The sequence below is a fragment of the Paraburkholderia sp. JHI869 genome, from assembly GCF_038900775.1.
Taxonomy (GTDB): Bacteria; Pseudomonadota; Gammaproteobacteria; order Burkholderiales; family Burkholderiaceae; genus Paraburkholderia.
In genome coordinates this window covers 473,464-498,394 of sequence record NZ_JAYMSC010000001.1, presented here as the reverse complement: position 1 = coordinate 498,394, position 24,931 = coordinate 473,464, and the positions used below count along the sequence as shown (strand labels likewise).

The 24,931-nt window shown below is 64.3% G+C and carries 23 protein-coding genes; 9 read left to right on the top strand and 14 right to left on the bottom strand.

Features of this window, described 5'->3' with window-relative positions; all coding sequences use genetic code 11:
• Positions 1–21: 21 nt before the first annotated feature.
• Entirely contained in the window at positions 22–1,476 is a 1,455-nt protein-coding gene (locus tag VSR72_RS02295; protein ID WP_342950778.1) for a DUF2252 domain-containing protein, read from the top strand.
• A 76-nt stretch (positions 1,477–1,552) separates the two neighbouring features.
• Here the strand turns inward: VSR72_RS02295 and VSR72_RS02290 are convergent, their stop codons facing one another.
• Positions 1,553–1,843, bottom strand: a complete 291-nt coding sequence (locus tag VSR72_RS02290; protein WP_342950777.1) for a hypothetical protein — start codon at positions 1,841–1,843, stop codon at positions 1,553–1,555.
• 113 nt (positions 1,844–1,956) lie between these two features.
• Positions 1,957–2,784, bottom strand: coding sequence for a tyrosine-protein phosphatase (locus VSR72_RS02285; protein WP_342950776.1), 828 nt, complete (start codon positions 2,782–2,784; stop codon positions 1,957–1,959).
• A 594-nt stretch (positions 2,785–3,378) separates the two neighbouring features.
• Here VSR72_RS02285 and VSR72_RS02280 point away from each other — a divergent pair.
• Positions 3,379–5,571 carry a glycoside hydrolase family 28 protein gene (locus VSR72_RS02280; protein ID WP_342950775.1) on the top strand — a complete coding sequence of 731 codons (2,193 nt, stop codon included), beginning with the start codon at positions 3,379–3,381 and terminating at the stop codon, positions 5,569–5,571.
• Between the two features lie 323 nt (positions 5,572–5,894).
• Here VSR72_RS02280 and VSR72_RS02275 read toward each other — a convergent pair whose 3' ends face one another.
• The 3 genes from VSR72_RS02275 to VSR72_RS02265 all read right to left on the bottom strand — a co-directional run bounded on the left by VSR72_RS02275 (position 5,895) and on the right by VSR72_RS02265 (position 7,957).
• Positions 5,895–6,206: a high-potential iron-sulfur protein gene (locus tag VSR72_RS02275; protein ID WP_158761588.1), complete on the bottom strand. Its 312-nt coding sequence runs from the start codon at positions 6,204–6,206 to the stop codon at positions 5,895–5,897.
• 219 nt (positions 6,207–6,425) lie between these two features.
• A complete protein-coding gene (locus VSR72_RS02270; protein ID WP_342950774.1) occupies positions 6,426–7,439 on the bottom strand; it encodes an NAD(P)-dependent alcohol dehydrogenase in 1,014 nt (337 codons plus the stop codon).
• On the bottom strand, positions 7,436–7,957 hold the full coding sequence (locus VSR72_RS02265; protein ID WP_342950773.1) for an SRPBCC domain-containing protein: 522 nt from the start codon (positions 7,955–7,957) through the stop codon (positions 7,436–7,438). Before VSR72_RS02265 ends, VSR72_RS02270 begins: the two co-directional genes overlap by 4 nt.
• 120 nt (positions 7,958–8,077) lie before the next feature.
• Here VSR72_RS02265 and VSR72_RS02260 point away from each other — a divergent pair, with 120 nt between their 5' ends.
• Positions 8,078–8,980: a LysR family transcriptional regulator gene (locus VSR72_RS02260; RefSeq protein WP_342950772.1), complete on the top strand. Its 903-nt coding sequence runs from the start codon at positions 8,078–8,080 to the stop codon at positions 8,978–8,980.
• 157 nt (positions 8,981–9,137) lie between these two features.
• Here the strand turns inward: VSR72_RS02260 and VSR72_RS02255 are convergent, their stop codons facing one another.
• Positions 9,138–9,518 carry a hypothetical protein gene (locus tag VSR72_RS02255; RefSeq protein ID WP_342950771.1) on the bottom strand — a complete coding sequence of 127 codons (381 nt, stop codon included), beginning with the start codon at positions 9,516–9,518 and terminating at the stop codon, positions 9,138–9,140.
• A 138-nt stretch (positions 9,519–9,656) separates the two neighbouring features.
• Positions 9,657–10,565 (bottom strand): LysR family transcriptional regulator, encoded by a 909-nt coding sequence (locus tag VSR72_RS02250; protein ID WP_342950770.1) that lies wholly within the window; start codon positions 10,563–10,565, stop codon positions 9,657–9,659.
• Positions 10,566–10,686: 121 nt separating this feature from the next.
• On the opposite strand from VSR72_RS02250, the gene VSR72_RS02245 reads away from it, so the two are divergent.
• The 5 genes from VSR72_RS02245 to VSR72_RS02225 all read left to right on the top strand — a co-directional run bounded on the left by VSR72_RS02245 (position 10,687) and on the right by VSR72_RS02225 (position 16,242).
• Positions 10,687–12,042, top strand: coding sequence for an MFS transporter (locus VSR72_RS02245; protein ID WP_342950769.1), 1,356 nt, complete (start codon positions 10,687–10,689; stop codon positions 12,040–12,042).
• Positions 12,039–13,097, top strand: a complete 1,059-nt coding sequence (locus tag VSR72_RS02240) for a hypothetical protein (protein ID WP_342950768.1) — start codon at positions 12,039–12,041, stop codon at positions 13,095–13,097. The genes VSR72_RS02245 and VSR72_RS02240 overlap by 4 nt, the downstream gene beginning before the upstream one ends.
• 97 nt (positions 13,098–13,194) lie before the next feature.
• Positions 13,195–14,073, top strand: coding sequence for a LysR substrate-binding domain-containing protein (locus VSR72_RS02235; protein WP_342950767.1), 879 nt, complete (start codon positions 13,195–13,197; stop codon positions 14,071–14,073).
• A gap of 159 nt (positions 14,074–14,232) precedes the next feature.
• Positions 14,233–15,387: a pyridoxal phosphate-dependent aminotransferase gene (locus tag VSR72_RS02230; protein ID WP_342950766.1), complete on the top strand. Its 1,155-nt coding sequence runs from the start codon at positions 14,233–14,235 to the stop codon at positions 15,385–15,387.
• A gap of 66 nt (positions 15,388–15,453) precedes the next feature.
• Complete coding sequence (locus VSR72_RS02225) at positions 15,454–16,242, top strand: ABC transporter substrate-binding protein (RefSeq protein WP_342950765.1); 789 nt, start codon at positions 15,454–15,456, stop codon at positions 16,240–16,242.
• A gap of 35 nt (positions 16,243–16,277) precedes the next feature.
• On the opposite strand, the gene VSR72_RS02220 is transcribed toward VSR72_RS02225, so the two are convergent.
• The 3 genes from VSR72_RS02220 to VSR72_RS02210 form a co-directional block, all read right to left on the bottom strand.
• Positions 16,278–17,603: an MFS transporter gene (locus VSR72_RS02220; RefSeq protein WP_342950764.1), complete on the bottom strand. Its 1,326-nt coding sequence runs from the start codon at positions 17,601–17,603 to the stop codon at positions 16,278–16,280.
• Between the two features lie 83 nt (positions 17,604–17,686).
• Entirely contained in the window at positions 17,687–19,246 is a 1,560-nt protein-coding gene (locus VSR72_RS02215; RefSeq protein WP_342950763.1) for a bifunctional 3-(3-hydroxy-phenyl)propionate/3-hydroxycinnamic acid hydroxylase, read from the bottom strand.
• A 120-nt stretch (positions 19,247–19,366) separates the two neighbouring features.
• Positions 19,367–20,218 (bottom strand): fumarylacetoacetate hydrolase family protein, encoded by an 852-nt coding sequence (locus VSR72_RS02210; protein ID WP_342950762.1) that lies wholly within the window; start codon positions 20,216–20,218, stop codon positions 19,367–19,369.
• Between the two features lie 145 nt (positions 20,219–20,363).
• On the opposite strand from VSR72_RS02210, the gene VSR72_RS02205 reads away from it, so the two are divergent.
• Entirely contained in the window at positions 20,364–20,930 is a 567-nt protein-coding gene (locus tag VSR72_RS02205) for a VOC family protein (RefSeq protein ID WP_342950761.1), read from the top strand.
• Positions 20,931–20,945: 15 nt separating this feature from the next.
• Here the strand turns inward: VSR72_RS02205 and VSR72_RS02200 are convergent, their stop codons facing one another.
• From VSR72_RS02200 to phaP, 4 genes are all read right to left on the bottom strand, one after another.
• Entirely contained in the window at positions 20,946–21,701 is a 756-nt protein-coding gene (locus tag VSR72_RS02200; protein WP_342950760.1) for an IclR family transcriptional regulator, read from the bottom strand.
• Between the two features lie 243 nt (positions 21,702–21,944).
• Positions 21,945–22,688: an acetoacetyl-CoA reductase gene (gene phbB / locus VSR72_RS02195; RefSeq protein ID WP_342950759.1), complete on the bottom strand. Its 744-nt coding sequence runs from the start codon at positions 22,686–22,688 to the stop codon at positions 21,945–21,947.
• A gap of 273 nt (positions 22,689–22,961) precedes the next feature.
• Positions 22,962–24,143 (bottom strand): acetyl-CoA C-acetyltransferase, encoded by a 1,182-nt coding sequence (locus tag VSR72_RS02190; RefSeq protein WP_342950758.1) that lies wholly within the window; start codon positions 24,141–24,143, stop codon positions 22,962–22,964.
• 135 nt (positions 24,144–24,278) lie between these two features.
• Positions 24,279–24,857 (bottom strand): TIGR01841 family phasin, encoded by a 579-nt coding sequence (gene phaP, locus VSR72_RS02185; RefSeq protein ID WP_342950757.1) that lies wholly within the window; start codon positions 24,855–24,857, stop codon positions 24,279–24,281.
• Between the last annotated feature and the right edge of the window lie 74 nt (positions 24,858–24,931).

Below are 24,931 nucleotides of genomic sequence, written 5' to 3'. Positions count from 1 at the left end.
GAACCTTAAAGGGGGTGACACGTGTCCGAGATCGCTGCAGCGAAGCGCAATCAGCCTGCTACGGCACCGGCCGATCCGGGAACATTGGCGGCGCACGAAGATCCTTCCACCCTGTTCGCCGGGCGGGCTTCGCTGGCGTCGCGCATCGATCAGGGCAAAGCGGCGCGCAGGAAGGTGCCCCGTGCGAAGCTGGCCGAATGCAGGATCGATAGCCGCGATCCCCTCGTGCTGCTCGATGCATCCAACGTGGGACGCGTGCCCGAGCTGATCCCGATTCGCTACGGGCGCATGGTCGCGAGCCCATTCGCATTCTATCGAGGCGCCGCGCCGCTGATGGCCTATGACCTCTCGAAGCTGCCGCGTTCGGACATCAACGTGCAACTGGGCGGAGATGCGCATCTCGCGAATTTCGGACTGTTCGCAAGTCCCGAGCGGTACATACTCTTCGGGCCCAACGATTTCGACGAGACGCTGCCCGGCCCGTTTGACTGGGATGTGCGCAGGCTCGCCGCATCGTTCGTGATCGAAGCGCGCGAGCGCGGATTTGCGATACGCGAGCAGCGCGCCGTCGTGCGCAAGCTGTGCGAGACCTTTCGCCAAAGAATTGCCGAGTTCAGCCGGATGGATACGCTCGACGTCTGGTACTACCAGTTCAGCGCGGCGAGCATGCTGGCGATCGCCGCTTCGCCGCAGGAAAAGAAAAAGGAACTCGCGGTCATCGCCAAGGCGAGCCAGCAGTCCTCACGGACGGTGATGACTCACGTAACCGAGACCGTCAACGGCAAGCTGCGCATCAAGGACGTGCCTCCTCTTGTGTATCACATCCCACTGGAGAGCCGGCAGGATCATAAAATATACGACGCGATGGTCCGGCGCTTCTTCGCAGACTACCGGTTGACACTCCCCGACGACAGGCGTGCGTTGTTCGATCGCTATGAACTGGTGGACGTCGCGATTCGCGTCGTTGGCGTGGGTTCGGTCGGAACGCGCTGCTATCAGGCGCTTTTCATGGCCGATGGAGACTGCCCGTTGTTCCTTCAGTTAAAGGAGGCGCGAGCTTCCGTGCTGGAGGGCTACGTGCCGCCGAGCCGTTTCCCCAATCACGGCCAGCGTGTGGTGAACGGACAGCGTCTGCTGCAGTCGGCCAGTGACATCTTTCTCGGATGGTCGAAAATGCGGCACACGGGCAATGACTTCTACGTGCGCCAACTGCGCGACATGAAGGGCGCGTTCGACTTTTCCACATTCGATATTGAAGATCTCGGCGAATACGCCGTGTCATGCGCTCACGCGCTCGCCCACTCGATGGCGAAAGCGGGCGACCCCGCTTTGCTCTTCGGATATATGGGAAAGTCGACTGCGTTCGACGAAGCCATCGAGCGTTTCGCGCTTGCCTATGCTGAACAGAATGAAGCCGACTGGACTGTTTTAAAGGCAGCGGTGAAGTCGGGAAAGATTCAGGTCGTTCGCGAATGATGCGACTGGCCGCGAGCGGGCATCCCCGCCCGCTCGTTCTCCGAAATTGAATTCGCAAGCACGCGATGCTGCGTAGTCAGGCAAACGTAACCTGTGCGAGGAACGTTGCGAAGTAGTCGTCGTCCAGCCATCCAGAAACGTTCTTTGAGGCCTCAATGCGCTGGAGTTCTTTCTGTCCCTTATCGGTCAGGATAGCAATCTGGTGCGCCGGGAGATACGTTGTACTGGCGGTAGGTTTCTGTTCGATGGTCTGGATCAGACCCTGCGAGCGAAGCCAGGTAAAAATTGCCGGTCGCTTGTGCCACGGTATTTGTCGATGCAAAGCAAGGCGAAGAGCTTCAAGTACAGCGCCGTTGTTGAATTCCATGAGCTTCCTTCTGGTTTTCGGCTGAAACGTCGTGCTGGCCCCGAAGACACACGGTATCACATGAAATGGTTCTGTACGATGACACACACTGGAGACCGCATTCGCTGTCGAGTTCAGTTGACGCTCTCCAGGTAATGCGCGCGTAGTTTTTCGATATCCACGGACAGAGCTCCAGTGAGAAACCTTGCGGTGCCGCCCCATTCCTGCTGAATTGTCTCAAGCGACGCTAGCAGATAGCCGGGCCGGACCTCCAGCAGCGGCGTCGCTACGTCATGCGCAATGCCAAGCGAACTCAGACGGGTCAAGAGCCCTCCGACGAGCCTTCTGTTCCGGTGGTTGGATTCCATGTAGTTCGCGAGGATCGTCTCGGGCGCCACGTCGAGCGCTGACAGGAGCAGGAGCGTGGCGAAGCCCGCCCTGTCCTTGCCGGTGCTGCAGTGGTAAAGCAGCGTAAGGCCCGCTTCGGCCGCCTTCATGAATCGACCGAAGGCCGACTGATGCTTCAGCGGAAAGTCGCGATACACCTGCAGCATGAAGTTGTCCATTTCCTGCCGTGTCGCGCTTCTCAGGCGCGGCACCAGTTCGGCCATACTCATGCTGCCTTCCAGCACCGGCAATGGCAGCCAGCTAAACGCGGCACCAAATCCGCTTTCTTCATCGGACTTCTCTTCGGGAGAACGGAAGTCGATGACTACGTCCAGTCCAAGCGTCCGAAGGCGATCAATGTCGCGCGAACTGGCCATCCCCGGGTTGCCGCTGCGGAAAAGTCGCCCCGCGCTTATGCGTCTGCCCTCGTGGCCATTCAGCCCTCCAAGATCGCGCAAGTTGTGGATGTTGTCGAAATGGAGCGGTGCATCGGAACACTGTCCGAAGGACTGTTCCCGGTCGCGAACCTCATCCGGGGTGACACCAGAGAGAAGTGACGAAATTTGGCTTGACATACTTAATTCAGGACTACCGATCAGATGCAGTCACGATTCTTCGACGATGCAAGGAGCCGCTATTTTTCATCGAGCCGGTTCAAGTCGTTTTTTATTTCGCGCCAAAATCTCCCAGGGTTGACCACTACGCGGCATAAAGGTTGCCGAGCTCGCATGAGGAGTCCGAACGTTTGCAGTAACGTCCCAACAACGCCGTATAAGGCTTAACGTCGGCGCTGATTTCATTACAAATGCCCGACACGATTTCACACCAGACGATGCTACGGCTATCCTCTCGCGCCACGCCACCTCAGAGAACCTCACCCCGCTCGTCAGACAAATTCCCGATGCCGTAAGCTACCTGTAGCTATGCGCCGTAACTCAAAACTGGCTGCACCAGGTACATCACCTAGATAAATCTGATTGACGATTTCGATGTCGTCTGACAACAATATCCATGGTGATCGTCCAGCCGCTCCTGTTCGATCGCATCGCTGTAACCCGTGCCTCTCCCGTTCGCATTAGCGTGGCCACGCGGCCCAATGGCCGCCGAACTTCGGCCACCACCTCATCAGCAAAAACAAATCAGCGAGACAACATAGGAGAACGAATCAAATGGCAACGCATGACCAAGACGATCCCCTGCTCTCCGAAGCCCGCACCGATGCGCCCGCGTCGCCCAAACGGCGCGCGTTCATGGCCTTTGCCGGCGCATCTGCAGGCGCAAGCCTCTTCGCGGCCAGCCGCGGGGCGGCAGCTGCAGACGCCATGTTTCCCACGCCTGCCACATTCGGCGGGCCGTTTCCGCAGCCGCCCGGCCACGCCGCCGGCGACCCGATCTGGGGCCCGGACGGCCAGGCCACGGCCATCCTCAGGCGGCTTGCGCACGTCGACCGCTCGCTGTTCCACGGCGCCCAATTTCACGTGACGAGCTACGGTGCGCGCACACTCCCCGCCGCGGCGCTGATTACGTCGACGGCATGGCCGGGCGGCAAGATTCCATGGGTGACGGGCGGCACGGAACAGACCGCGCATCCGACGAGCGACCTGCAAAGCCCAGGCTCGGCCGTGATGGTGCCGTGCGACTACACGGGCACGCAATACGACTCATGCGCGGCGATCAACGCCGCGATCGTCGACGCGAGCCGCGCCGGTGGCGGCCGCGTGGTGGTGCCGGCCGGCAACTGGTATTGCGGCGGCCCGATCGTGCTGCTGAGCCATGTCAACCTCCACCTGGAATCGGGCTGCACGATCTATTTCAGCCCGAACCCGGCGGACTACGCGAAGAACGGCCCGTACAAGACGGCGAACGGCAACCTGTACCACACGCGCTGGCAGGCGAATGACTGCCTGAATTTCGGCTCGCCGATCTACGCATTCCGCCAGACCAACATTGCCGTGACCGCCGACGACAATACCTGCGTGCTGAACGGTCAGGCAATGACGCCAATGCAATTGAGCACCCAGGCGCCGACTTCGTGCTGGTGGACCTTCAAGGGAAGCAGCAACACCTATGGTTGCGCGGGTTCATCAACGCCCTCGCAGGCCTATGCGAATCCGAACAACGTCGCGCTGACCAGCCTCCCCGCTTCGCAGATCCAGAACCCGCAGGCGAACGTCTCCTTTACGAACCAGTACGGCGCGACGACTTCGCTGATGACCCTGCTCACGGGCACGGGCTGGAACCAGGACCAGAACTATCTGCCCGCGCTCTCCGAGCTGCGCGTGCCGCTGGAGAACCGCATTTTCGGCAACGGCCACTATCTGCGTCCGTGCATGATCGAGTTCATCAGCTGCACGAACGTGTATCTGCAGAACTACCACACGCAGAACACCCCGTTCTGGCAGCATCACCCCACCGACTGCACGAACGTGGTGATCGATGGCGTGTTTGCCGACAGCGTCGGCCCGAACAACGACGGCTTCGACCCGGACGCATGCAACCACGTACTGGTGCAGAACGTTCAGTTCAACACCGGCGACGACTGCATTGCGATCAAGTCCGGCAAGTACCTCGACACCGAGTACGGTCCGATGCAGAACATCGTCGTGCAGAACTGCACGATGCAAAGCGGCCACGGCGGTCTGACGATCGGCAGCGAAATGAGCGCGGGCGTGCGCAACGTCTACGCTCGCAACCTGACGATGCAAAACGAGAACTGGGCGAGCAATCCGCTGAACATCGCGCTGCGGTTCAAGAGCAACATGAACCGCGGCGGGTTCATCAACAACGTCTGGATCAATGGCGTGACGCTGTCCAACGGCGTCAACCTCGCCGGGAAATACGGCGGCGGGTCGCTGGGCGCCGCGATCAGCAAGATCACGGGTACGGGCACGACCGGTCTCGCAACGAACCCGTCCACGGGCCAGGGCGGCGTGATCACGTTCGACTGCGACTACAGTCCGTCCGGCGACGCGGTGCGCTGGAGTCCGTCCGTGATCAGCAACATCAACATCACGAACGTGAACGCGAGCAACGTGTCGGGCGCGGTGTCCTACTCGATGCCTACGGGCTTCGTCGCCGGGTCGAACTCGTGCTTCCAGGCGATCGTCATGCAGGGCCCCGAAGCGGTCGACTACAACGGTCCGCTGCCGGTGCCGACCGTGAGCCCGATCAGCGGCGTCACGATCTCGAACTGCAACCTCGGCAACCCGGTGTGCACGGGCGCGGTTCCGACGACGTCTGCAACGTCCGCCTCGGCGGCGCCGGGTCCGCTCTTCGCGAGCAACGTGAGCGGCATTACGCTCACCAATGTGGTGATCGCAGGCACCACGTACAACACGTCGCTGACCGCGCCGGCAACGTAATGCCTGCGCACACGAACGCGGGCAACCGCGTTCGTGTGCGTGGCGATCGCGCAATCAGTGTCGGTTATCGGCGTTGCTCTTTGTCTTTCGGAGGTTGCTGGCGTTTGGGCGCCGGCTCGTCCCCCGACTGCACCGGCTCGCGCGTACAGGCGTCCGGCGGCATGACAAAGGGAATGTCGTCGCGGCAACACGCATACACCGGGAACCCGTACGCGTTCGTACCGACGATAGTCGTTGGCCCGTGCAGCGGGCACACCGCCTTCATGGCGCCTCCTGAAACTCGTCATTCACATGCTTGCGCCGTGCCCCTCGCGGGGCATGGCTCAGGCCTTCTTCACGTAGGCATTGCACCAGCCTTTGGCGTCGACGATCTTGCCGCCATACGTCGCGCATGGACCGTTCGGCGCACCCGGCTTGCCCTGAAAGAGCTGGCAATTCGCGCAGGTCTGCCCCACCTGGAAGTGCGGGAACTTGGTCTTGTCGACTTTGCTCGCATCGGCTTTGTAGCCGAGCGCCATGGCGGTCGGGTCGCTCTCGGAGAGCACCGGCGCATCGGCGCGCGATTCGTTGGAAAGCGCCGCCGTGGAAGCCACGGAGGCGGCAAGGATCATGAAGCGACGACGGGAAAGCGGCATGGTGGGGCTCCTGAGCATGGAACGTACCCGGCTCTTGCTGTCAGCCTGCTGTCGGCCGGTTGGTTCGAGGATTTTCCGTGTGCTATTTATTTATATCACTTCGTGATTCGTTGTAAAGAACGGAAACATTGCGCTTCGAATGCCGTGTTATTTAGTTCGTTATGCAAATCAACTTTCAGGACGATTCGAAACGCGGCGCCACAGCGGCGCCGCATGGCTTCACCACGCCGCGCAGACCTTGCCGAAATGCGCACCGGCCTGCTGATGGGCAAACGCATCGGCAAGCTCGTCCAGTCCGAACGTGCGGTCGAGCACGGGCCGGATGCCGGCCTGGTCGAGCGCCGCGACGTAGTCTTGCTGCTGGCGCCGGCTGCCCACGATCAAGCCCTGCAGGCGCGCCTGCTTCGCCATGAGCACCGAAGTCGGCACAGTGCCTTCGCGTCCGGTCAACACGCCGATCAGCGCGATGTGGCCGCCCACGCGCACCGCGTCGATCGACTGGGCGAGCGTGCCCGGCCCGCCGACTTCGATCACGTGATCCACACCCTTGCCGCCCGTGATGTCGCGCACGAGCGCGCCCCACTTTTCGTGCTGCCGGTAGTTGACCACGTGGTTGGCGCCCAGCGCCTTCGCACGTGCAAGCTTCTCGTCCGAAGATGAAGTGACGATGACCGAAGCGCCCATCATCCGCGCGATCTGCAACGCCGCGATCGACACGCCGCCGGTGCCGAGCGTGAGCACGGTGTCACCCGCCTTGAGGCCGCCGTCGGCCACCAGCGCGCGCCAGGCCGTGAGCCCCGCCGTGGTGATCGTGGCCGCCTCGGCATGAGTCCAGCCGCGCGGCGCGAGCGTGAACGCGCTCGCGGGCCGCACGGCGTGCAAGGTCGCGAAGCCGTCTGCGCCGTCGCCGGGCGTCTGCGCAAAATTGCCCACGGCCTGCCACGGCAGGCCGTCCGTCCATTGCGGAAAGAAGCACGACACCACGTGATCGCCGTGCTTGAACTCCGTCACGCCCGCGCCCACGGCCGACACCACGCCCGCGCCATCCGACATCAGCACGCGCCCATCTGCCGTGGGGATCGCGCCATTGGCCACCAGCAGGTCATGAAAGTTGAGCGACGTGGCATGCAGTTCCACGCGGATCTCGCCGGCGCCAGGCGCGCCGGGCTCGGCGATGTCGCGCAGTTCGATCCGGTCGAGACCACCCGGCGCGCGCACCACGGCGGCCTTCATTGCCGTGCTCCCTTGGCCTTGCGCGCGGCGTCGATCAGGCCGTCGAGCCAGTCCTGGTGCCCGTTGATCATCGGGTTCGGACGCGTTTTCGCCAGTTCCACGGCGGGTTTGCCCTTCTGCGATTCCTGCGTGAGCACACGAACGCGGCCGCCAGAAAGGTCTTCGATCAGCCAGGCGTGAATCACATCGAGGCGCGTCTGCTCGTCGCCGTCCGCCCAGCCGTGCCACGCCACGCGCGCGGGCTGACCCGCGGCCGGCGGCACGTACTCAGTCACTTTGGCCTGCACCGGAAAACCGAAGGTCTTGAACTGGAAGCGCGCGCCGTCGCTCAATTCGGGGCCCTGACCGTCGTGGAAGCCAACGTCAGCGGAATTGCTGTAGTAGCTCGGCCACACGGTCGCCTTGTTCAGCAGAGGCCAGACGTCGGCGGTGGAAAGACCCGCGACGATCACTTCGTTGGAACAGAAGTTATCGGTCGTGCCGGGCAAATAGTCTTCGGGCCAGAAAATCTCGTTCATGTTCGTTACCTTTCGATGCTGTCGGTTTAGGTGCGGTGGACACGAGAAATCATGCGGGCTATGCTGAAATAAATCCAATCGCGGATCATTATTTGCGTCATAAACCGTGTTGATATCAGAATGCTCGATCTGAACCTCTTGCGGGCGCTCGACGCCCTGCTCGACGAACGCAACGTCACGCGCGCCGCGCAGCGTCTGTCGCTCACGCAGCCGGCGGTGAGTGCGATGCTGACGCGTCTGCGTGAGAGTTTCGGCGATCCGCTGTTCGTGCGCTCGCAACGTGGCATCGTGCCGACCGAGCGCGCGCTGCAACTGGCCGCGCCGCTCAAGCAGGTGCTCAGCGAGATCGAGCAGATGCTCCAGCCGCAGGCCTTCGAGCCTGCCGCGGCCGAGATGACGCTCACGCTCGCCTCGACCGACTACGCGCTGCGCGCTGTCGTCGTGCCGTTTCTCGCGCGACTGCGGGAAACGGCGCCTGGCGTGCGCGCCGTGATCGTGCCGGTGCAGCACGAGCGCCTGCAGGCGCAACTGGAGAGCGGCGATGTCGATATGGCCCTGATCACGCCGGAAACCACGCCCGCCGACCTGCACGCACGGCGCCTCTTCGACGAGCGTTACGTGTGCGTGATGCGCGCGGATCACCCCGCCGCCGCGCGGCGGCTTACGCTGGAACGCTTTTGCGCACTCGATCACGCGCTGGTGTCGTATGCGGGCGGCAGCCTGAGCGGCGTGACGGATGAGGCGCTGGCGCGCATGGGGCGCGCGCGGCGCGTGACGGTGTCGGTGAACAGCTTTCTCGTGCTGCCCGATATTTTGCTGACGAGCGATCTGATTGCGGTCGTGCCGTCGCGGCTCGTGAAGGATGCGCAGGGGCTCGCCGTGGTCGAACCGCCGCTCGAGATACCAGGGTTCACCAAGACGCTCGCATGGCACGAGCGCACGCATCGCTCACCGGGGCATCAGTGGGTGCGGGCGTTGTTGTTTGAAACGTGTGAGGGGTTGGCGCGTGGAGCGCGAGGGTAACGTCGTCATGTAACGGCGTGCGCCTGCGCCAGCTCCACCCGCAGCGCGCAGCCCAACGTCCGCGCCACCGGCGATTGCGCCACGGCGGCGCGAGCGATCTCGCGCACCGTATGCGTCAAAGGTTCTTCGCAGCGCACGGCAGCGCGCGAAAAGGACATCAGCAGGACGGACTGCCGTTGGCCGTGCAGAACGCCGCGGGCGCACGCGCGATGAGCGGAAGCGGCGTGACGGGCCGCGGCGGCGGCGGCGGAATCGTCACGGCGCCGCACCACGAAGTAGGACTGCGCCCGGCGCTGGGCACGCAAGGCGCCACGGCCTCGCGCATCTCCTCGGCCATTTGTTCGCTCAGTTCCATGCGCTCACGCGCCTCGAGCGCGGGCCTCAGCTGGCCCTCCAGCCAGGACGCGAACGTGATGACGCAGCCCGCGGCAACGGCCAGCAGCGCCAGCCTCGCCTTGTGGTTGCGTAGCGCGATGAGCAAGCGCACCGCTGCCGGGCGGCTTACGGTGGGCGCATGCGGCCCGGCGGCGGCCCGCATTGCCGCTCCTTCGATGATTCTCGTTGCCACTGTCTATTCGTTTTGCTCTTGTGATTGCGCTTAAGCCGTATCGAGGCATACGGGTTAACGGCAGGTCGAAGCAATCCGAAAGGGGCCAGACGAAAATATTTGAGCGGCTCAGCCGCCCTCCCGCGAGCGCTGCGCAAACGCCAACACGGTTTCGCGGAACCGCTCCACCGCCGGATTGCGCACCGCCGGCTTCGTCACGAGATGAAGCGGCGCGCGAAACGCGTCGTCGCCGGCCACGCGGCAGTAGCGCACACTCTCCTGCTGATAGCGCCGCATGGAAGCCGGCACGAGCGTCACGCCGCCGCCCGCGGCCACGAGATTGATCGCCGTGACCATGCGCGGCACCTCGTCGACCACGCGCAATTCCACGCCCTGCGCTTCGCAGGCGCGCACGAAATCGGCGTACATGCCCGGGGCGCCAGGCCGCCGCACGAAGATGAACGGCTCGCCCGCGAGACGCTTGAGTGACACCGGCCGCGTACCCGCCAGCCTGTGGCCCACCGGCAGCACAAGCAGCATATGCTCCTGGGCGATGCGCTCGAAGCGCAGCTCAGCCGGCGTCTCGATCGGCTTGCGCAGAATCGCGACATCGACGTGACCGTTCATCATCATCTCGATGATCTCGGCCGCATTGATCTCGCTGAGTTCGATGGCGATGTCGGGATGCGCATCGCGATATGCGCGGATCACGGCGGGCGCGAGCGGATGAAACGCAGCCGAACTCGTGAGCGCCACATGCAGCTTGCCCACCTGCCCGAGCGCCACGCGCCGCGCATGCGTGACGCCCTGCTCCAGCGTGCGCAGAAGGTTGCGCGCGCAATCAGCGAACGCTTCGCCCGGCGCGGTCAGCTCCACGCCGCGCGGCTGCCGCGTAAAAAGCGCGAAGCCCAGTTCCTGCTCGAGTTCCTGGATCTGCTGCGAGAGCGGCGGTTGCTGCATGTGCAGTCGCGCCGCCGCGCGCGTGAACTGGCGCTCTTCGCAAACCGCGAGGAAGTAGCGCAGGTGACGTAGCTCCATCTGGGCACCCCGGTAGAGGTATAGGAATTGGATATGGCAACCCCATCCGATATGTATTTTACATTTGCCGCGCAACTCCCTAGTCTGTGGGGAAAACGCCAACGACAATTTCCGGAGACATATGCAATCCATACTCGAAGCAGGGCCGGCCGCGCTCGATGCGCCCCGCCTCACCAACTCGCAGGTGCGCCGCGCGGTGCTCGCCTCGGTCATCGGCAACGGGCTGGAGTGGTTCGATTTCCTCATCTACGGCTACTTCGCGAAGACCATCGCGCACGTGTTTTTCCCCGTGCAAAGCAGCTTTCTGTCGATCACGCTCACGCTCGCCACGTTCGCGATCGGCTTCGTCGTGCGGCCGCTCGGCGGCGTGGTGATCGGCGCCTTCGCCGACCGCTACGGGCGGCGCAGAACCTTGTCCGCGCTGATCGTGCTGATGGCGGCAAGCACCCTGCTCATGGGCGTCACGCCCGGCTACGCGTCGATCGGCATTGCCGCGCCGCTCATCGTGCTGCTCGCGCGCATCCTGCAAGGACTTTCGGTGGGCGGCGAATTCGCCACCGCCGCTTCGATGCTCACCGAATACGCGCCGCCCGGACGCAAGATGTTCTACGGCAGCTTTCAGATGACTTCGCAGGCCGTGGCGCTGCTGCTTTCCTCCGCGTGCAGTTTCCTGCTGACCACGCGGCTGACACCCGAAGCGCTCGTCGATTGGGGCTGGCGCGTGCCCTTCCTGCTCGGCGCGCTGGTCGGCCCGGTGGGCTTCTATATCCGCCACAAGGTCGCCGAATCGCCGGAGTTCGTGCAACTGCGCGAGCGCCTCGGCCACGCGCCGCGCCAGTCCTTGCGTGCGTTCCTGCGCGAGCGCGGCGACGCGGCGCTGTGCGCGGTCGGCGTGATCGCCGTGGGCGCCGCGACCAACTACCTCTGGCACTCGTACATGCCGCTCTATGTCGAGCACCAGTTGCATCTGCCGCTCAAGAGCGCGCTGCTCGGCACGGCGGCGTCGGGGCTCATCGGCATCGTGGGCTATCCGCTCGCGGGCAAGCTCGCCGACCGTTTCGGCGCCTACCGCCTTTTCCTGCCGGTGACACTCGTGTGGATCTGCGCCGCCTGGCCGCTCTTCGCGTGGGTACTCGCCGCGCCCACGCCGGAGCGCGTGTTCGCCGCGCAAATGGTCGCGACCGTCGTGCTGAGCCTGATGTCGGGCGCGCACCCCGGCATGCTCACGCAGCTTTTCCCCACATCCACGCGCTCCACGGGCGTCGCGCTTTCGTACAACATCGCCGTCACGCTGTTCGGAGGCATGGCGCCGCTCACGGTCTCGACGCTGATCGGCGTAACCGGCTCGCGCATCGTGCCGGCGTGGTATCTCATCGTCACAGGCATCGTGTCGCTCGTGCTGGTTTTCGCAAGCGTTTCGGGCCGGCGTCTGCTGCGCGAGCCCAATGCCTGGCCGGCCGAGTCGGAGTCCGAATGAGCGAGCAGTCCATCGTGAGCGATGCGATCGAGGCACGCCCGCGCAACGAGTACCCGGTGCGCGCCATCGGCGATGTTCGATTGCCTGTCGTCACGGCGCAAGGCAGCGGCAGCGTGCCGATGTTCGTGGGCGGCTGCACGGCGAGCGAGCGAGCGACGCGTGCGCTCGTGGTGTTGCACGGCCGCCTGCGCGACGCCGACGCCTATTTGCGCTCGACACTGCGCGCCCGCGCCGCTTCCTCCGCGCATGACGACGACACACTCGTGGCGGTGCCGCAGTTCCTCGCAAGCGCCGACGTCGAGCACCACCGCGCACCTGCCGATAGCCTGCACTGGGAGTGGACCGCATGGATGGGCGGCGCCGACGCGCGCGGTCCCGCGCCCCTGAGTTCGTTCGACGCGCTCGACGCTCTCGTCGCCCAGCTTGCCGATCGCTCGCGCTATCCGGCGTTGCGCGAGATCGTCATCGCAGGGCACTCGGGCGGAGCTCAGGTCGCGCATCGCTATGCGATCTTGAGCGCCGCGCCGCAGCAATGCGCACAACGCGGCATCGCCCTGCGCTTCGTGATCGCGAATCCGTCTTCCTGGGTGTATTTCGATTCGTTGCGCCCGCAACCGGATGGCGGCTTCGCCTTTGCGGATCACGCCGCATGTCCCGACGTCGACGAGTGGAAATACGGCATGCGCAAGCTCCCGCGCTATGCGGCGGCCATGCTGGATGCAGGGGCGCTGGAGCGCCGCTATGTCGAGCGTGAAGTGGTCTATCTGGCGGGCGAACTCGATCGCGATCCGGCGCACGCGGCACTCGACCGCTCGTGCGCGGCCAATGCGCAAGGGCCGCACCGCCTCGCCCGCGCCCGCGCCTATTACGCCTACCTGCGAGCGAGGCATCCGCAGTTGCGCCATACGTGGTTCGAAGTGCCGGGTGCGGGGCACAACGCCGAGGCCATGTTCCTCTCCGAGGCCGGCATACGGGCCCTGTTCGGCCCGCGCGCAACGATCGACGCGACACGCGCGGCAGACATGGCGCAGAACTCAGGCGGCGCGGACGATTGAATCAGGCCCCGGCGCCAGGCCTCGGCGGGCGGCCGTCGTATCATAGCGGCTCGATTCCCGCCGGATGCGCGCACCGCCCGGCCGCCCAACGACCGCCATGAGACGCCTTCCTCCGCTCAACGCCCTGCAAATCTTCGAAACGGTCGCCCGCTACGGCAGCTTTACACGCGCGGCCGAGCACCTTTGCCTCACCCAAGGCGCAGTCAGCCGACAAATCCTCGCGCTCGAGCAGTACTACGGCCTGCCGCTCTTTCGCCGTTCGCCCAGGGGGCTCACGCTCACCGCCGAGGGCGAACAACTGCTGCCCGCCGTGCGCGACGGCTTCGGGCGCATCGAGGAAGCCTCGCAGCGCCTCACGCGCCAGCGCACCGAGCTTGCGCTCAAGGTGCCGACCTGCGTGATGCGCTGGATGCTGCCGCGCATCATGCGCTTCCAGAACGAACACCCCGACCTGCAGATCCAGATCACGACCACGTGGGGACACGAAGTCGATTTCCAGGCGGAGCCGTTCGATGCAGCGATCATCTACGGCTCGTCGCCCGGCGCCGACGTACATGCGGTGCCGCTCTTCGACGAATACCTCACGCCCGTCTGCACTCCCGAGGTGCTTTCGCGCCGCCCGCTCGTCAAGCCCGACGACCTCGCGCATCAGACCCTGCTGCACCCCACGCGCGACCACGCCGACTGGCGCCTGTGGCTGACGCGCGCCGGCGCAAACAAGGTCGATGCCGATCTCGGCCCCACTTTCGAATCGCTCGACCTCGCGGCCACGGCCGCCATGCAGGGCTTTGGGGTCGCCATTACCGACCGCACGCTCGTGCGCGAGGATGTCGAGACGCGACGCCTCGTCATGCCCTTCGAACTCGCCGTGCCCACGGGCTCGCGCTACTATTTCGTCTACCCCGAGTGTGTGGCCCAGCAGCAGAAGGTGCAGCTGTTCAGCGAGTGGATCGGCCGGGACCGCGCAACGCCGTAGTGCCGCCATGAGCGTCGTGCATGGCGGGCATGAGAATTAATCGATTGCATGCGGGCCGCTCTTTCGGCGTAATGGGCCGCTTCGTGCGAGGCTCGCGCATTCTGCGGCCTTGCACCTGTCAAGTCATGCGGCCGCGCGCCGCCCGAAGGGAGACCGACCATGCAGAGCGCCGCTCAGGCCCGCTCGAAGCTGCCCGATGTAGGCACGACGATTTTCACGGTGATCGGCCAGCTCGCCGCCGAACATCAGGCGCTGAACCTTTCGCAAGGCGCGCCGAATTTCGACCCGAGCGCGAAGCTCGTGGACGACGTGGCCGCCGCCATGCGCGCGGGCCACAACCAGTACGCGCCCATGGCGGGTCTCGGCGACTTGCGCGAAGCCCTCGCCGCGAAGTTCGAAACGCTCCATGGCGCGCGCTACGACCCGTCGAGCGAAGTCACCGTGCTCGCGAGCGCGAGCGAAGGCCTGTACTCGACGATCAGCGCGCTCGTGCATCCCGGCGACGAAGTGATCTATTTCGAGCCCGCGTTCGACAGCTATGCGCCCATCGTGCGCCTGCAGGGCGCGACGCCCGTGGCGATCAAGCTCGCGCAGCCGCATTTTCGCGTGGACTGGGACGCGGTGAGCGCCGCCATCACGCCGCGCACGCGCATGATCATCGTGAACACGCCGCACAATCCCACGGCCACGATTTTCGGCGAGGACGACATCGCGCGGCTCACGGCGCTCACGCGCAACACCGACATCGTGATTCTCTCCGACGAGGTGTACGAGCACGTGGTGTTCGACGGCGCACCGCACCGGAGCATGGCACGCTACCGCGAGCTTGCCGAGCGCAGCGTGATCGTTTCGTCGTTCGGCAAGTCGTATCACGTCACGGGCTGGCGCGTAGGCTATTGCCTCGCACCCGCCGCGCTGATGGACGAGATCCGCAAGGTCCACCAGTTCATGGTGTTTTCCGCTGACACGCCCATGCAGTACGCGTTCGCCCAGGCGCTGGCCGAACCGCAAAGTTATCTTGGCCTTTCGGCGTTCTACCAGCACAAGCGCGACCTGCTTTCGCGCGCGCTGGAAGCCTCGCGGTTCGAACTGCTGCCAAGCGAAGGCAGCTTTTTCCTGCTCGCGCGTTTCCGGTCTTTCTCCGACGAGCGCGACAGCGACTTCGTGCTGCGGCTCATTCGCGACGCCCGCGTGGCGACGATTCCGCTCTCGGCGTTCTACACCGACGGCACCGACGAAGGCATCATCCGCTTGAGCTTTGCCAAGGATGACGAAACATTGCTCGAAGGCGCGCGCCGCCTTTGTGCGATTTAAAGTGCACTGAAGCTCCGCTTTCGAAACACAACGAAACTGATAGAACCGATAGGCAAGGAGATCACCATGAAGCGACTCAATGCGCTCCTCGCGCTGGCATGCGTGTACGGCGTGCTCGGCCCGGCAACGGCGTTCGCCGATGCGAACCTGCTGCGCTTCGGCGTCGAGGCGCAGTATCCGCCATTCGAAACCAAGGCCGCGGACGGTACGCTGCAAGGCTTCGACATCGACATTGGCAATGCCGTGTGCGCCAGGGCCAACATGACCTGCAAATGGGTCGAAACGTCGTTCGACGGCTTGATTCCTGCGCTCCAGGGCCGCAAGTTCGACGCCATCAACTCGGCGATGAACGCCACCGAAAAGCGCCGCGAGGCCATCGACTTCACCACCGTGATCTATCGCGTGCCGAGCCGCCTGATCGCGCGTAGTGACAGCGGGCTCGTCGCTACCGCCGCTTCGCTCAAGGGCAAGCGCGTGGGCGTGCTGCAGTCGTCGATTCAGGAAACCTACGCAAAGGTGCACTGGGAGCCGGCCGGCGTGACGGTCGTGCCTTACCAGGACCAAAACCAGATTTATACGGACCTCGGCGCGGGGCGTCTGGACGCGACGCTCGTGCTCGCGCCCGCGGGCCAGAAGGGCTTTCTCTCGCAACCCGATGGAAAGGGCTTCGCCTTCGTGGGCGAGGCCGTCCGCGACGACAAGATTCTCGGCAGCGGTGTGGCGTTCGGCATCCGCAAGGGCGACGCGGCATTGCGCGATCGCCTGAACGCGGCCATCGCGAAGATCGAGGCCGACGGCACCGTTACGTCGCTCGCGCACAAATACTTCGGCGACATCGACGTATCGCCGAAGTAAGACGCGGAGGACCGGGCGGACTCAGTGCCGCCCGTTCACGTGGATGCCGCGGCGGCCGAGCGCTCCACCCGCGCCCGTGACGTAGCGTGCAGCCCCACGTTCGCCGCGAGGGCGATCAGCGCCGAGCCGATCACATACCACGCAGGCGCGGCCGGCGATCCGCTCATGCGCACGAAGGCCGCGCAGAGCAACGGCGCAAAGCCGCTGAACACGACCACCGAAACGTTATACGCGAGCGCGATGCCGCTAAAGCGCACCTGAACCGGAAAGAGGTCGGCGAGTACCGCGGCCCACGTGCCGCTGGCGAGCGAGAACACCAACGCGGCGAGCACGAACAGCACAACCACGTTCACGCTGTGCGCTGCGAGCGCCGTATAGAACGGCCACGCAAGCGCGGCGAGCAGCACGCACGAAACACGCAGCAAGTAGCGGCGCGGCACGAAGTCGCCGGCCCAGCCAGCCGCGAGCAGCCCCGCCGAACTCACGAGCAGGTACGCATTCTGTGCGAGCGCGGCCTCGCGCGGGGCATAGTTCAACGTCTCGATCAGATACGCGGGCATGTGGCCATAGAGCACGCCGTTGAAGCCCGCCATCACCGCAATCGAGAGTGCGCCGCCCACCACCGCGCCGCGATGGTGGCGCAGCGTCTCGCGAAACGGCTGCTTCACCACGGCGCCTTGCATCTGCTTGAACTCGGGCGACTCGTCGAGATTGCGGCGCAGCACGTATGAAACGATCCCGCACAGGCCGCCCACGAGGAACGCAATGCGCCAGCCGTAGCTCGCGGCATCGGCAGGCTTGAGCGCGGACTGCACGACGAGATTGACGATCGTCGCAAGCATCACGCCCGTATTGATCGCGCAGACGATCACGCCGGCCGCGAGGCCCGCGCGGCGCGGCGCCGCTTCCACCGCATAGGTGATCGCGCCGGGCATTTCACCGCCCACGCAAAAGCCTTGCAGCACGCGCAAGCCGATCAGCGCGATGGGCGCGGCAATGCCCCAGCGTGCGTAATTGGGCAACAGGCCGATGCAGATCGTCGCGAACGTCACGACGACGATCGAACCCACGAACACGGGCCGCCGCCCGATGCGATCGCCCAGACTGCTGAGCACGATGCCGCCGAGCGGCCGGATGATATAGCCGATGGCGAGCACCGAAAACGTGAGCAGCATGCTCACGAGCGGGTCGCTTGCCGGAAAGAACTGCGCGGCGATCGAGTGCGCGAAGAAGCCGTAAATCACGAAGTCATAGAATTCCAGCGAGCCGCCCAGACTCGCAATGAGGATCATCTTCCATTGGGCGCGGGTCAGGCCTGGCGCTGCGGCATGCGATGCTGGCAGCGAGGGTGTCGTCTCCATTTGCTCTCCTTATTGATGAACTTGGCGGCGCTTGGGGTCCTGCTAGCGGATCTTCGTCCTGCGCCTGGGCTTCAAAAAACCAGTCAGGCTACCGCGGTCTCGCGCCGCTGCGGCACACGCGCCACGCCTGCGCGTTCGAGCAGCGCTTCCAGCTCGCTGGCATCGTGCGCCACGCCTCCTACGTAGCGGTCTGGCCGCAGCAGCACGGCGCGCGCGCCGGCGTCTGCAAGCCACGCGCGAAGCGGCTCGCGTGTAGCCGGCACGATCGCCACGCGCTCGCGTTGCGTGGCGCGTTGCGTGGCATTTGTCAGCGCATCCTGTGCGCTCGGCACTAGCGCTTCATCGACGATCAACGCGAAGCGATAGCCCACGGCATCGTCGAGGCGCGAGCCGTCTTCGAACACGGGTTGCGGTCCGATCTCGCCGCCACCGGCGCCCGCGTGCCAGCCCGGCCCCAAACGCGGCTGGGGCGTGCGGAATTCGCGAATCGCCGCCGTCATCTCGCGATCGCGCGCGGCCACCGCGTCGCTATCGGTCGCCTGGATCACGCTGCCTAGCTGCACCGCCGTTTCGATGAACGTGCGCACGTGCGGCTCGCGTTCGCTCTCGTAAGTGTCAAGCAGCGTTTCGGGCAGCGCGCCGTCGATCACATCGGCGAGTTTCCACGCGAGATTCGAGGCGTCGCGTATGCCCGCGGCCATCCCCTGCCCCATGAACGGCGGCGTCTGATGCGCGGCGTCGCCCGCGATCAGCAGCCTGCCGCGCCGCCAGCCCTGCGCGATCACCGAATGGAACGTGTAGATCGCCGAGCGTTCGAGTTGCGCGTGCTCCGGCGTGATCCATCGTGCAAGCCGTTCCCAGATCCATTCAGCCGTGCCGATGCGGCGCTCGTCGTCGCCCGGCATCACCATGATTTCCCAGCGGCGGCGGTTGTGGGGCCCGCGCGTGTACGTGGTCGGTCGCGCGGGGTCGCAGTACTGGATCGAGTAGTCGCCGAGATCGGCGCGCTCGCTCTCCAGCAGCACGTCCACCACGACCCAGCGCTCGTGCGATTTCAGATCGGCCAGCTCGGTGCCGATGAAGCGGCGCACCGTGGAGCGCGCGCCGTCGCAACCCACCACGTAGCGGGCCGTGGTGTGGGCAAGACGCCCTTGCGCCGTATCCTCGAAGCGGATGCGCACGTGGTCGTCGCGTTCGTCGAGCGCGAACACCTCGTGGCGCAAGCGCACTTGCGCCACGCTGCACGCGCATAGTTGCGCGCGCAACGCCCGCTCGAGATCCGGCTGATGAAACTTGTAACTTGCGCACCAGCCTTGCGGACCAATGCCGCCGGGGCGGCTCCAGTCGATCATCAACTCGCCGCGCGCGTTCAGGAACTTCATGCCGGGCCCGACGAAGAGGTTGGGCAGCAGCGTCTGAGCGATGCCGGCAGTCTGAAACACGCGCATGCATTCGCCGTCGAAGTGGACGGCGCGCGGCAACTGGAACACGTCCTTGTCGCGCTCGAACACCACGACTTTCAGGCCGCGCAGCGCGAGCAGATTGGCGAGCGTCGCGCCGGTCGGCCCAAAGCCGATGATCGCGACGTCAAAGTCGGGCGCCGGATTTGCTTTGCATACCGAATTGTTTACGACATCCTTCATCCCATTCACCTGATACCTGGCTAACTGCGTGAATAACTGCACGAACAACTGCGTGAATCACTGCGTGAATCACTGCGTGGACGACCTGGCCGCCCGCATCGTGCAGGCGGCGTCCTCGACTTACGCTTCGTCCGCGACGGGATTCCTGAGCGTGCCGATGCGATCCACCTCGACTTCCACCACGTCGCCATGCTTCATGAAAAGCGGCGGATTGCGCTTCGCGCCCACGCCGCCGGGCGTGCCGGTCACGATCACGTCGCCGGGGAAAAGCGGCGTGAAGGTGGAGAGATACGCGATCTGCTTCGCAATGCCGTGTATCAGCATCTCCGTGGTCGCGCGCTGCACTTCCTGGCCGTTCAGGCGCGTGACGAGCGTCATCAGCGCGTTCGGCTCGATCTCGTCGCTCGTGACCATCCACGGGCCGAACGCGCCCGTGCGGAAGAAGTTCTTGCCCGGTCCCCATTGGCCCGTGTGGCGCTGCCAGTCGCGAATCGAGCCGTCGTTGTAGCAGCTATAGCCCGCGATATGACGCCAGGCGTCGGCCTCGGCAATGCGCCGCCCGCCCTCGCCGATGATCACGGCAATCTCGCCTTCGTAGTCGAATTGCGCGGATTCGCGCGGACGCAGCATGGGCTCGCCCGCGCCCACCTGCGAAGCCGGCAGGCGCATGAAGATCACGGGCTGCTCGGTGGTCTCGCGGTTGGTTTCCTTCACGTGCTCCGCGTAGTTCAGGCCCACGCAGAAGATCTGCTGCGGATTCGCAATGACGGGCTCGAGCGTGACTTCAGCGAGCGGATAGTCGCCCTTGCCCTCGCTCGCGGCGCGTTCGGCTTCGGCAAACGCGCCGGCTGCGATCAGCGACTTGAGGTCCGCGTAGCGGCTACCAAGGCGCTTCTTGAGGTCGAAAACCGCGCCGTCGCGCACAACGCCGAACGACGAACCTTCATGAGTGGAAAAGCTGGCGAGTTTCATGATGCTCCGATGATAAAGAGTGAGTTTTCCATGGAATCGAGACGCGCATTTCTTGCTGCGTTTATCGTATTTTGAGAATACACTACGAAAAACGCGGCACACAACTTGATTCTTATCAGGGTTTATCACTACGACTGGAGACAGCATGACTCTGCAGAACATCAAACGCACGGGCCTCACGCTCAGCCACATGGGCTTTTTCGTGAGCGACATGGAGAAAGTCGAAGACTTCTATACGCGGGTACTCGAATTCACGGTAACGGACCGCGGCACGCTGCCCTCGCCGCGCGGCACGGTCAGCCTGGTCTTTCTGAGCCGGGACCCCCGCGTGCATCACCAGATCGTGCTGGCGAGCGGCAGACCCGAGCAGTTGCCGTTCAATCCGATCAACCAGATTTCACTGGAGGCGGACAGCCTCGCCACGCTCAAGCACTTTCACCGGCGCTTCGTGGAGGAAGGGATGGAGGAAATCGTTCCGGTCACGCACGGCAATGCGATCTCGTTCTATGCGCGAGATCCGGAAGGCAACCGTCTGGAGATATTTATCGACACGCCGTGGTACGTGGATCAGCCCATGCGCGTGAGCGTGGACTTCACGCTGCCCGACGCAGCGTTGCTAGCCGAAGTCGAGCGCCATGCAAGCACGTTGCCGGGATTCCGGCCGCGCGCGATATGGGAGCAGGAGATGGCGGCGCGTATGGGCTTGGCGTGACGCCGCAGCAGCGCTTTATGACTCGATCAATGCACGCACGCGCGTGGAAATGCGCGCGGCGGCATCCTTCACGGCCTCGACCACGCGGTCCAGGTTGAAGAACGCGAGGCGCTGCTCGGGTACGACGAGCGCGAGCGAGGCCACGGCTTCGCCCGATGCATCGGTAAAGAGCGGCGAAGCGACGGCGGACATGCCCGCTTCGAGTTCGCCCTTCGAGAGATAGAAGCCGGCGCGGCGGATCTTGAGCAGACTCGCGCGGAATTCTTCGAGCGACGCACCGAGTCCGCTCGCGGCGATGTCTTCGGGGTACTGCTCGAACAGCGCGGCGAGCTTCGCCTTGGGAAACGTCGAGAGGATCGCCTTGGGTGCCGCGCCGAGAAAGAGCGGGCGCGGACGGCCACGTCCATAGCGCAGGTCGAAAACGGCGTCGTGCGATTCCCGGTGGGTATCCACGAGTTCATTGCCGTACCAGCGCGACATCACGGCGTCGAAGCCCGATTGCTCCGCCAGTTCGCGCATGACCGGCTGCCCCGCCTTCAACAGCGGATCGGAAATGCGCAGATGGTAGTCGAGCGTGATGATGCGGGGCCCAAGGCCATATTCACCGCCCACGAAGCGCAGCAACATGCCCGTATCGACGAGTTCGCGCAGATAGCGGTAAGCGGTCGGCACCGAGCATTGCAGTTCGGCCGCCACCTGTTCGGCGGAAAGAAAAGGCCGCGCCTCGGAAAAGAGTTCAAGGATGGACAGCAGTTTCGCAATGCTCGACAAAGGCCGGTCTCCGGTCACGCGTGGTTGTCACGTTTGAGGTGGCCAATTATAGCGGCACGCTTCATCGCGTTCGTGCCCCGCAAACCTGGCGGCACCATGCAAAACCGCCGCATGGCAGGTCACGCTTTACACGTTCCCTGCCATGCGGCGGTCGGTATCCTTTTCCGGTGCCACATGCACCGCGCATCCATCAGAAGAAATTCGCCTGACATCATTCATGCGCGATACATGTTTAGCATAGCTTTACTGCATATGCTGGCCGCCGTTGATAGGAATATTTGCGCCCGTCACGAAGCCCGCTTCGTCCGAACACAGGAACAGCACGAGCGCCGCGACTTCACCCGGGTTGCCGAGGCGGCCCATCGGGATCTGCGGCAGGATCTTCGTGTCGAGAATGTCCTGAGGAATGGCGGTCACCATCTTCGTGGCGAGATAGCCAGGCGAAATGGTGTTCACGGTCACGCCCTTGCGCGCCACTTCGAGCGCGAGCGACTTCGTGAAGCCGTGCATGCCGGCCTTTGCTGCTGCGTAGTTGGTCTGACCGACCGAACCCTTCGAACCGTTCACCGACGAAATGTTGATGATGCGGCCCCAAGCGCGCTCGACCATGCTGTCGCACAGCGGCTTCGAAATGTTGAAGATCGAGTCGAGATTCGTGCGCAGCACGGCGTCCCAGTTGACCTTGTCGAGCTTGCGGAACGTCATGTCGCGCGTGATGCCCGCATTGTTCACGAGAATATCGACGGGGCCGATCTCGCTCTGGATCTTCTTCGCGCCGCGCTGGCACGAATCGTAGTCCGCTACGTCCATGCCATAGGCGTGGAATTCGCGGTCGGTCTCCTTCATGCGCGCCAGCCAGTCTTTGGCGCCCGCATTATCGGGCGAATGCGTCACGACGACGCGATAGCCCGCATCATGCAGTTTCACGCTGATGGCCTCGCCAAGGCCGCCCATACCACCTGTTACCAATGCAATACGATTAGTCATCCTATATATCCGCGAGAGTTGAGCGTCAATCAAACCGTGGCGTTACGCGCTACGCGTGCAGGCGCCACATACACTGTTGCCCAGCTTCATCCTTCCACCCAGGACGAAGACAAGGCGAATACCGCGCGGCTTCTGGTCAGTTTCTAGTATTGCGCGTGGTTACTGCTACAGGCGGATCGCCGCTGCTTATGCGCGACGATCCGCCTGATACCTCCTTACTGCCCTGCTTGCTTGAAATCGTGATCAAGCGGGATCAAGCGGGATCAAGCGGGATCAAGCACGCTCGAGCGCGAGCGCCACGCCCATGCCGCCGCCGATGCACAGCGAGGCAAGACCGCGCTTCGCGTCGCGGCGCTGCATTTCGTGCAGCAGCGTCACGAGAATCCGGCAGCCCGACGCGCCGATCGGGTGACCGATCGCAATCGCCCCGCCGTTCACGTTGATCTTCGACGTGTCCCAGCCCATCTGCTTGTTCACGGCCAGCGCCTGCGCGGCAAACGCCTCGTTGATCTCCATGAGATCGAGGTCGTTGACCGACCAACCCGCGCGCTCCAGCGCACGCTTCGACGCCGGCACCGGGCCCATGCCCATGATCTTCGGATCGACGCCGCCGCTGGCGTACGCCTTGATGCGCGCGAGCGGCTTCAGGCCCAGCGCTTCGGCCTTCTTCGCCGACATCACCACGACCGCTGCCGCGCCGTCATTGATGCCGGAGGCGTTGGCCGCCGTCACCGTACCTTCCTTGTTGAACGCCGGCTTCAGGCCCGCGAGCGATTCGGCCGTCACGCCGTGGCGCACGAACTCGTCGGTTGCGAACTGCAGCGGCTCGCCCTTGCGCTGGGGAATCGCCACCGGCACGATTTCCGCGTCGAAGCGGCCGGCCTTCTGCGCAGCCTCAGCCTTGTTCTGCGAGAGCGCAGCAAACGCGTCCTGCTCTTCGCGCGTGATGCCGTATTCCTTCGCGACGTTTTCCGCCGTCACGCCCATGTGATACTGGTTGTACACGTCCCACAGGCCGTCGACGATCATGGTGTCGATGAGCTTCGCATCGCCCATGCGGAAGCCGTCGCGCGAGCCCGGCAGCACGTGCGGCGCGGCGCTCATGTTCTCCTGGCCGCCGGCCACGACGATGTCCGAATCACCGGCGATGATCGCGTTGGCTGCGAGCATCACGGCCTTCAGGCCCGAGCCGCACACCTTGTTGATCGTCATGGCGGGTACGGCCGTGGGCAGGCCCGCCTTGATCGACGCCTGGCGCGCCACGTTCTGGCCCGACCCGGCGGTCAGCACCTGACCCATGATCACGTCGCTCACCTGCTCGGGCTTCACACCCGCGCGCTCGAGCGCGGCCTTGATGACGATGGCGCCCAGGTCAGGCGCCGCCACCTTCGCGAGCGAGCCGCCGAATTTGCCTACTGCCGTACGTGCGGCCGAAACGATCACAATGTCAGTCATGTTGAGCTCCTGCTCTGCAATTACGCTGATATATCGATGTTTTGAAAGCTGAGCCGGCAAATGCCGCGCCCTCGTCGTTCAGTCGCGACGACGAAGGCGGGTATTGGCGTACTGCCCGGCTGGCAGGAACGGAAATCAGGCCTTGGCCTGACTCGTCGCCTTCGCGGAAGCCGGCTGGACGGCAACCGGCGTGGCTTCCTGGACGGAAGCGGCGACATTCTGGAAATTGCTTTGAGCCGTTTCGATGGCCTGGCGGGTCACGCCGCGCAGCGTCTCGGCGGCATTGTTCACGGCTGCGAACGTGGAATTCATGGCCGCGACGAAGGACTCCGCGCCGACGGGCGCGTTTTGCGTCAGGCCTTCGGAAAAGGCCTTGAAGCGTTGCTCCTGCTCGCCCGACTGCACCTGGGCGGCTTGAATCAACTCGTTTTGCGTCGTCGTCGCGATATCGACGAGATGGCGGCCGTACGACATGGCCTTGGCAGCCGCTTGCTGCGACGCACCAATCTGCTGCGTCAGAAACTCGGCGGGATTGCCGCTCTGCAGGGCGCCCTTGAGCGTCGCTTCGCTTTCAGCGATGGCAGCCTTGCTGGCCTGGACGTTGAGATCGATCACGGCCTGCACGCCCTGGAAAACGGGCTTCGTCAGCGCAAAGAACGCTGCGACACCGGCCTGGTAGTTTGCGCGGAATTGTTCGGGTGCGGAAACAGACATCAGCTTATGCTCCTTGGTTAGTCTTACTAATTAAAGCGCCAACCCCCGATGGCATGACTTGCGGCTGCATTCCT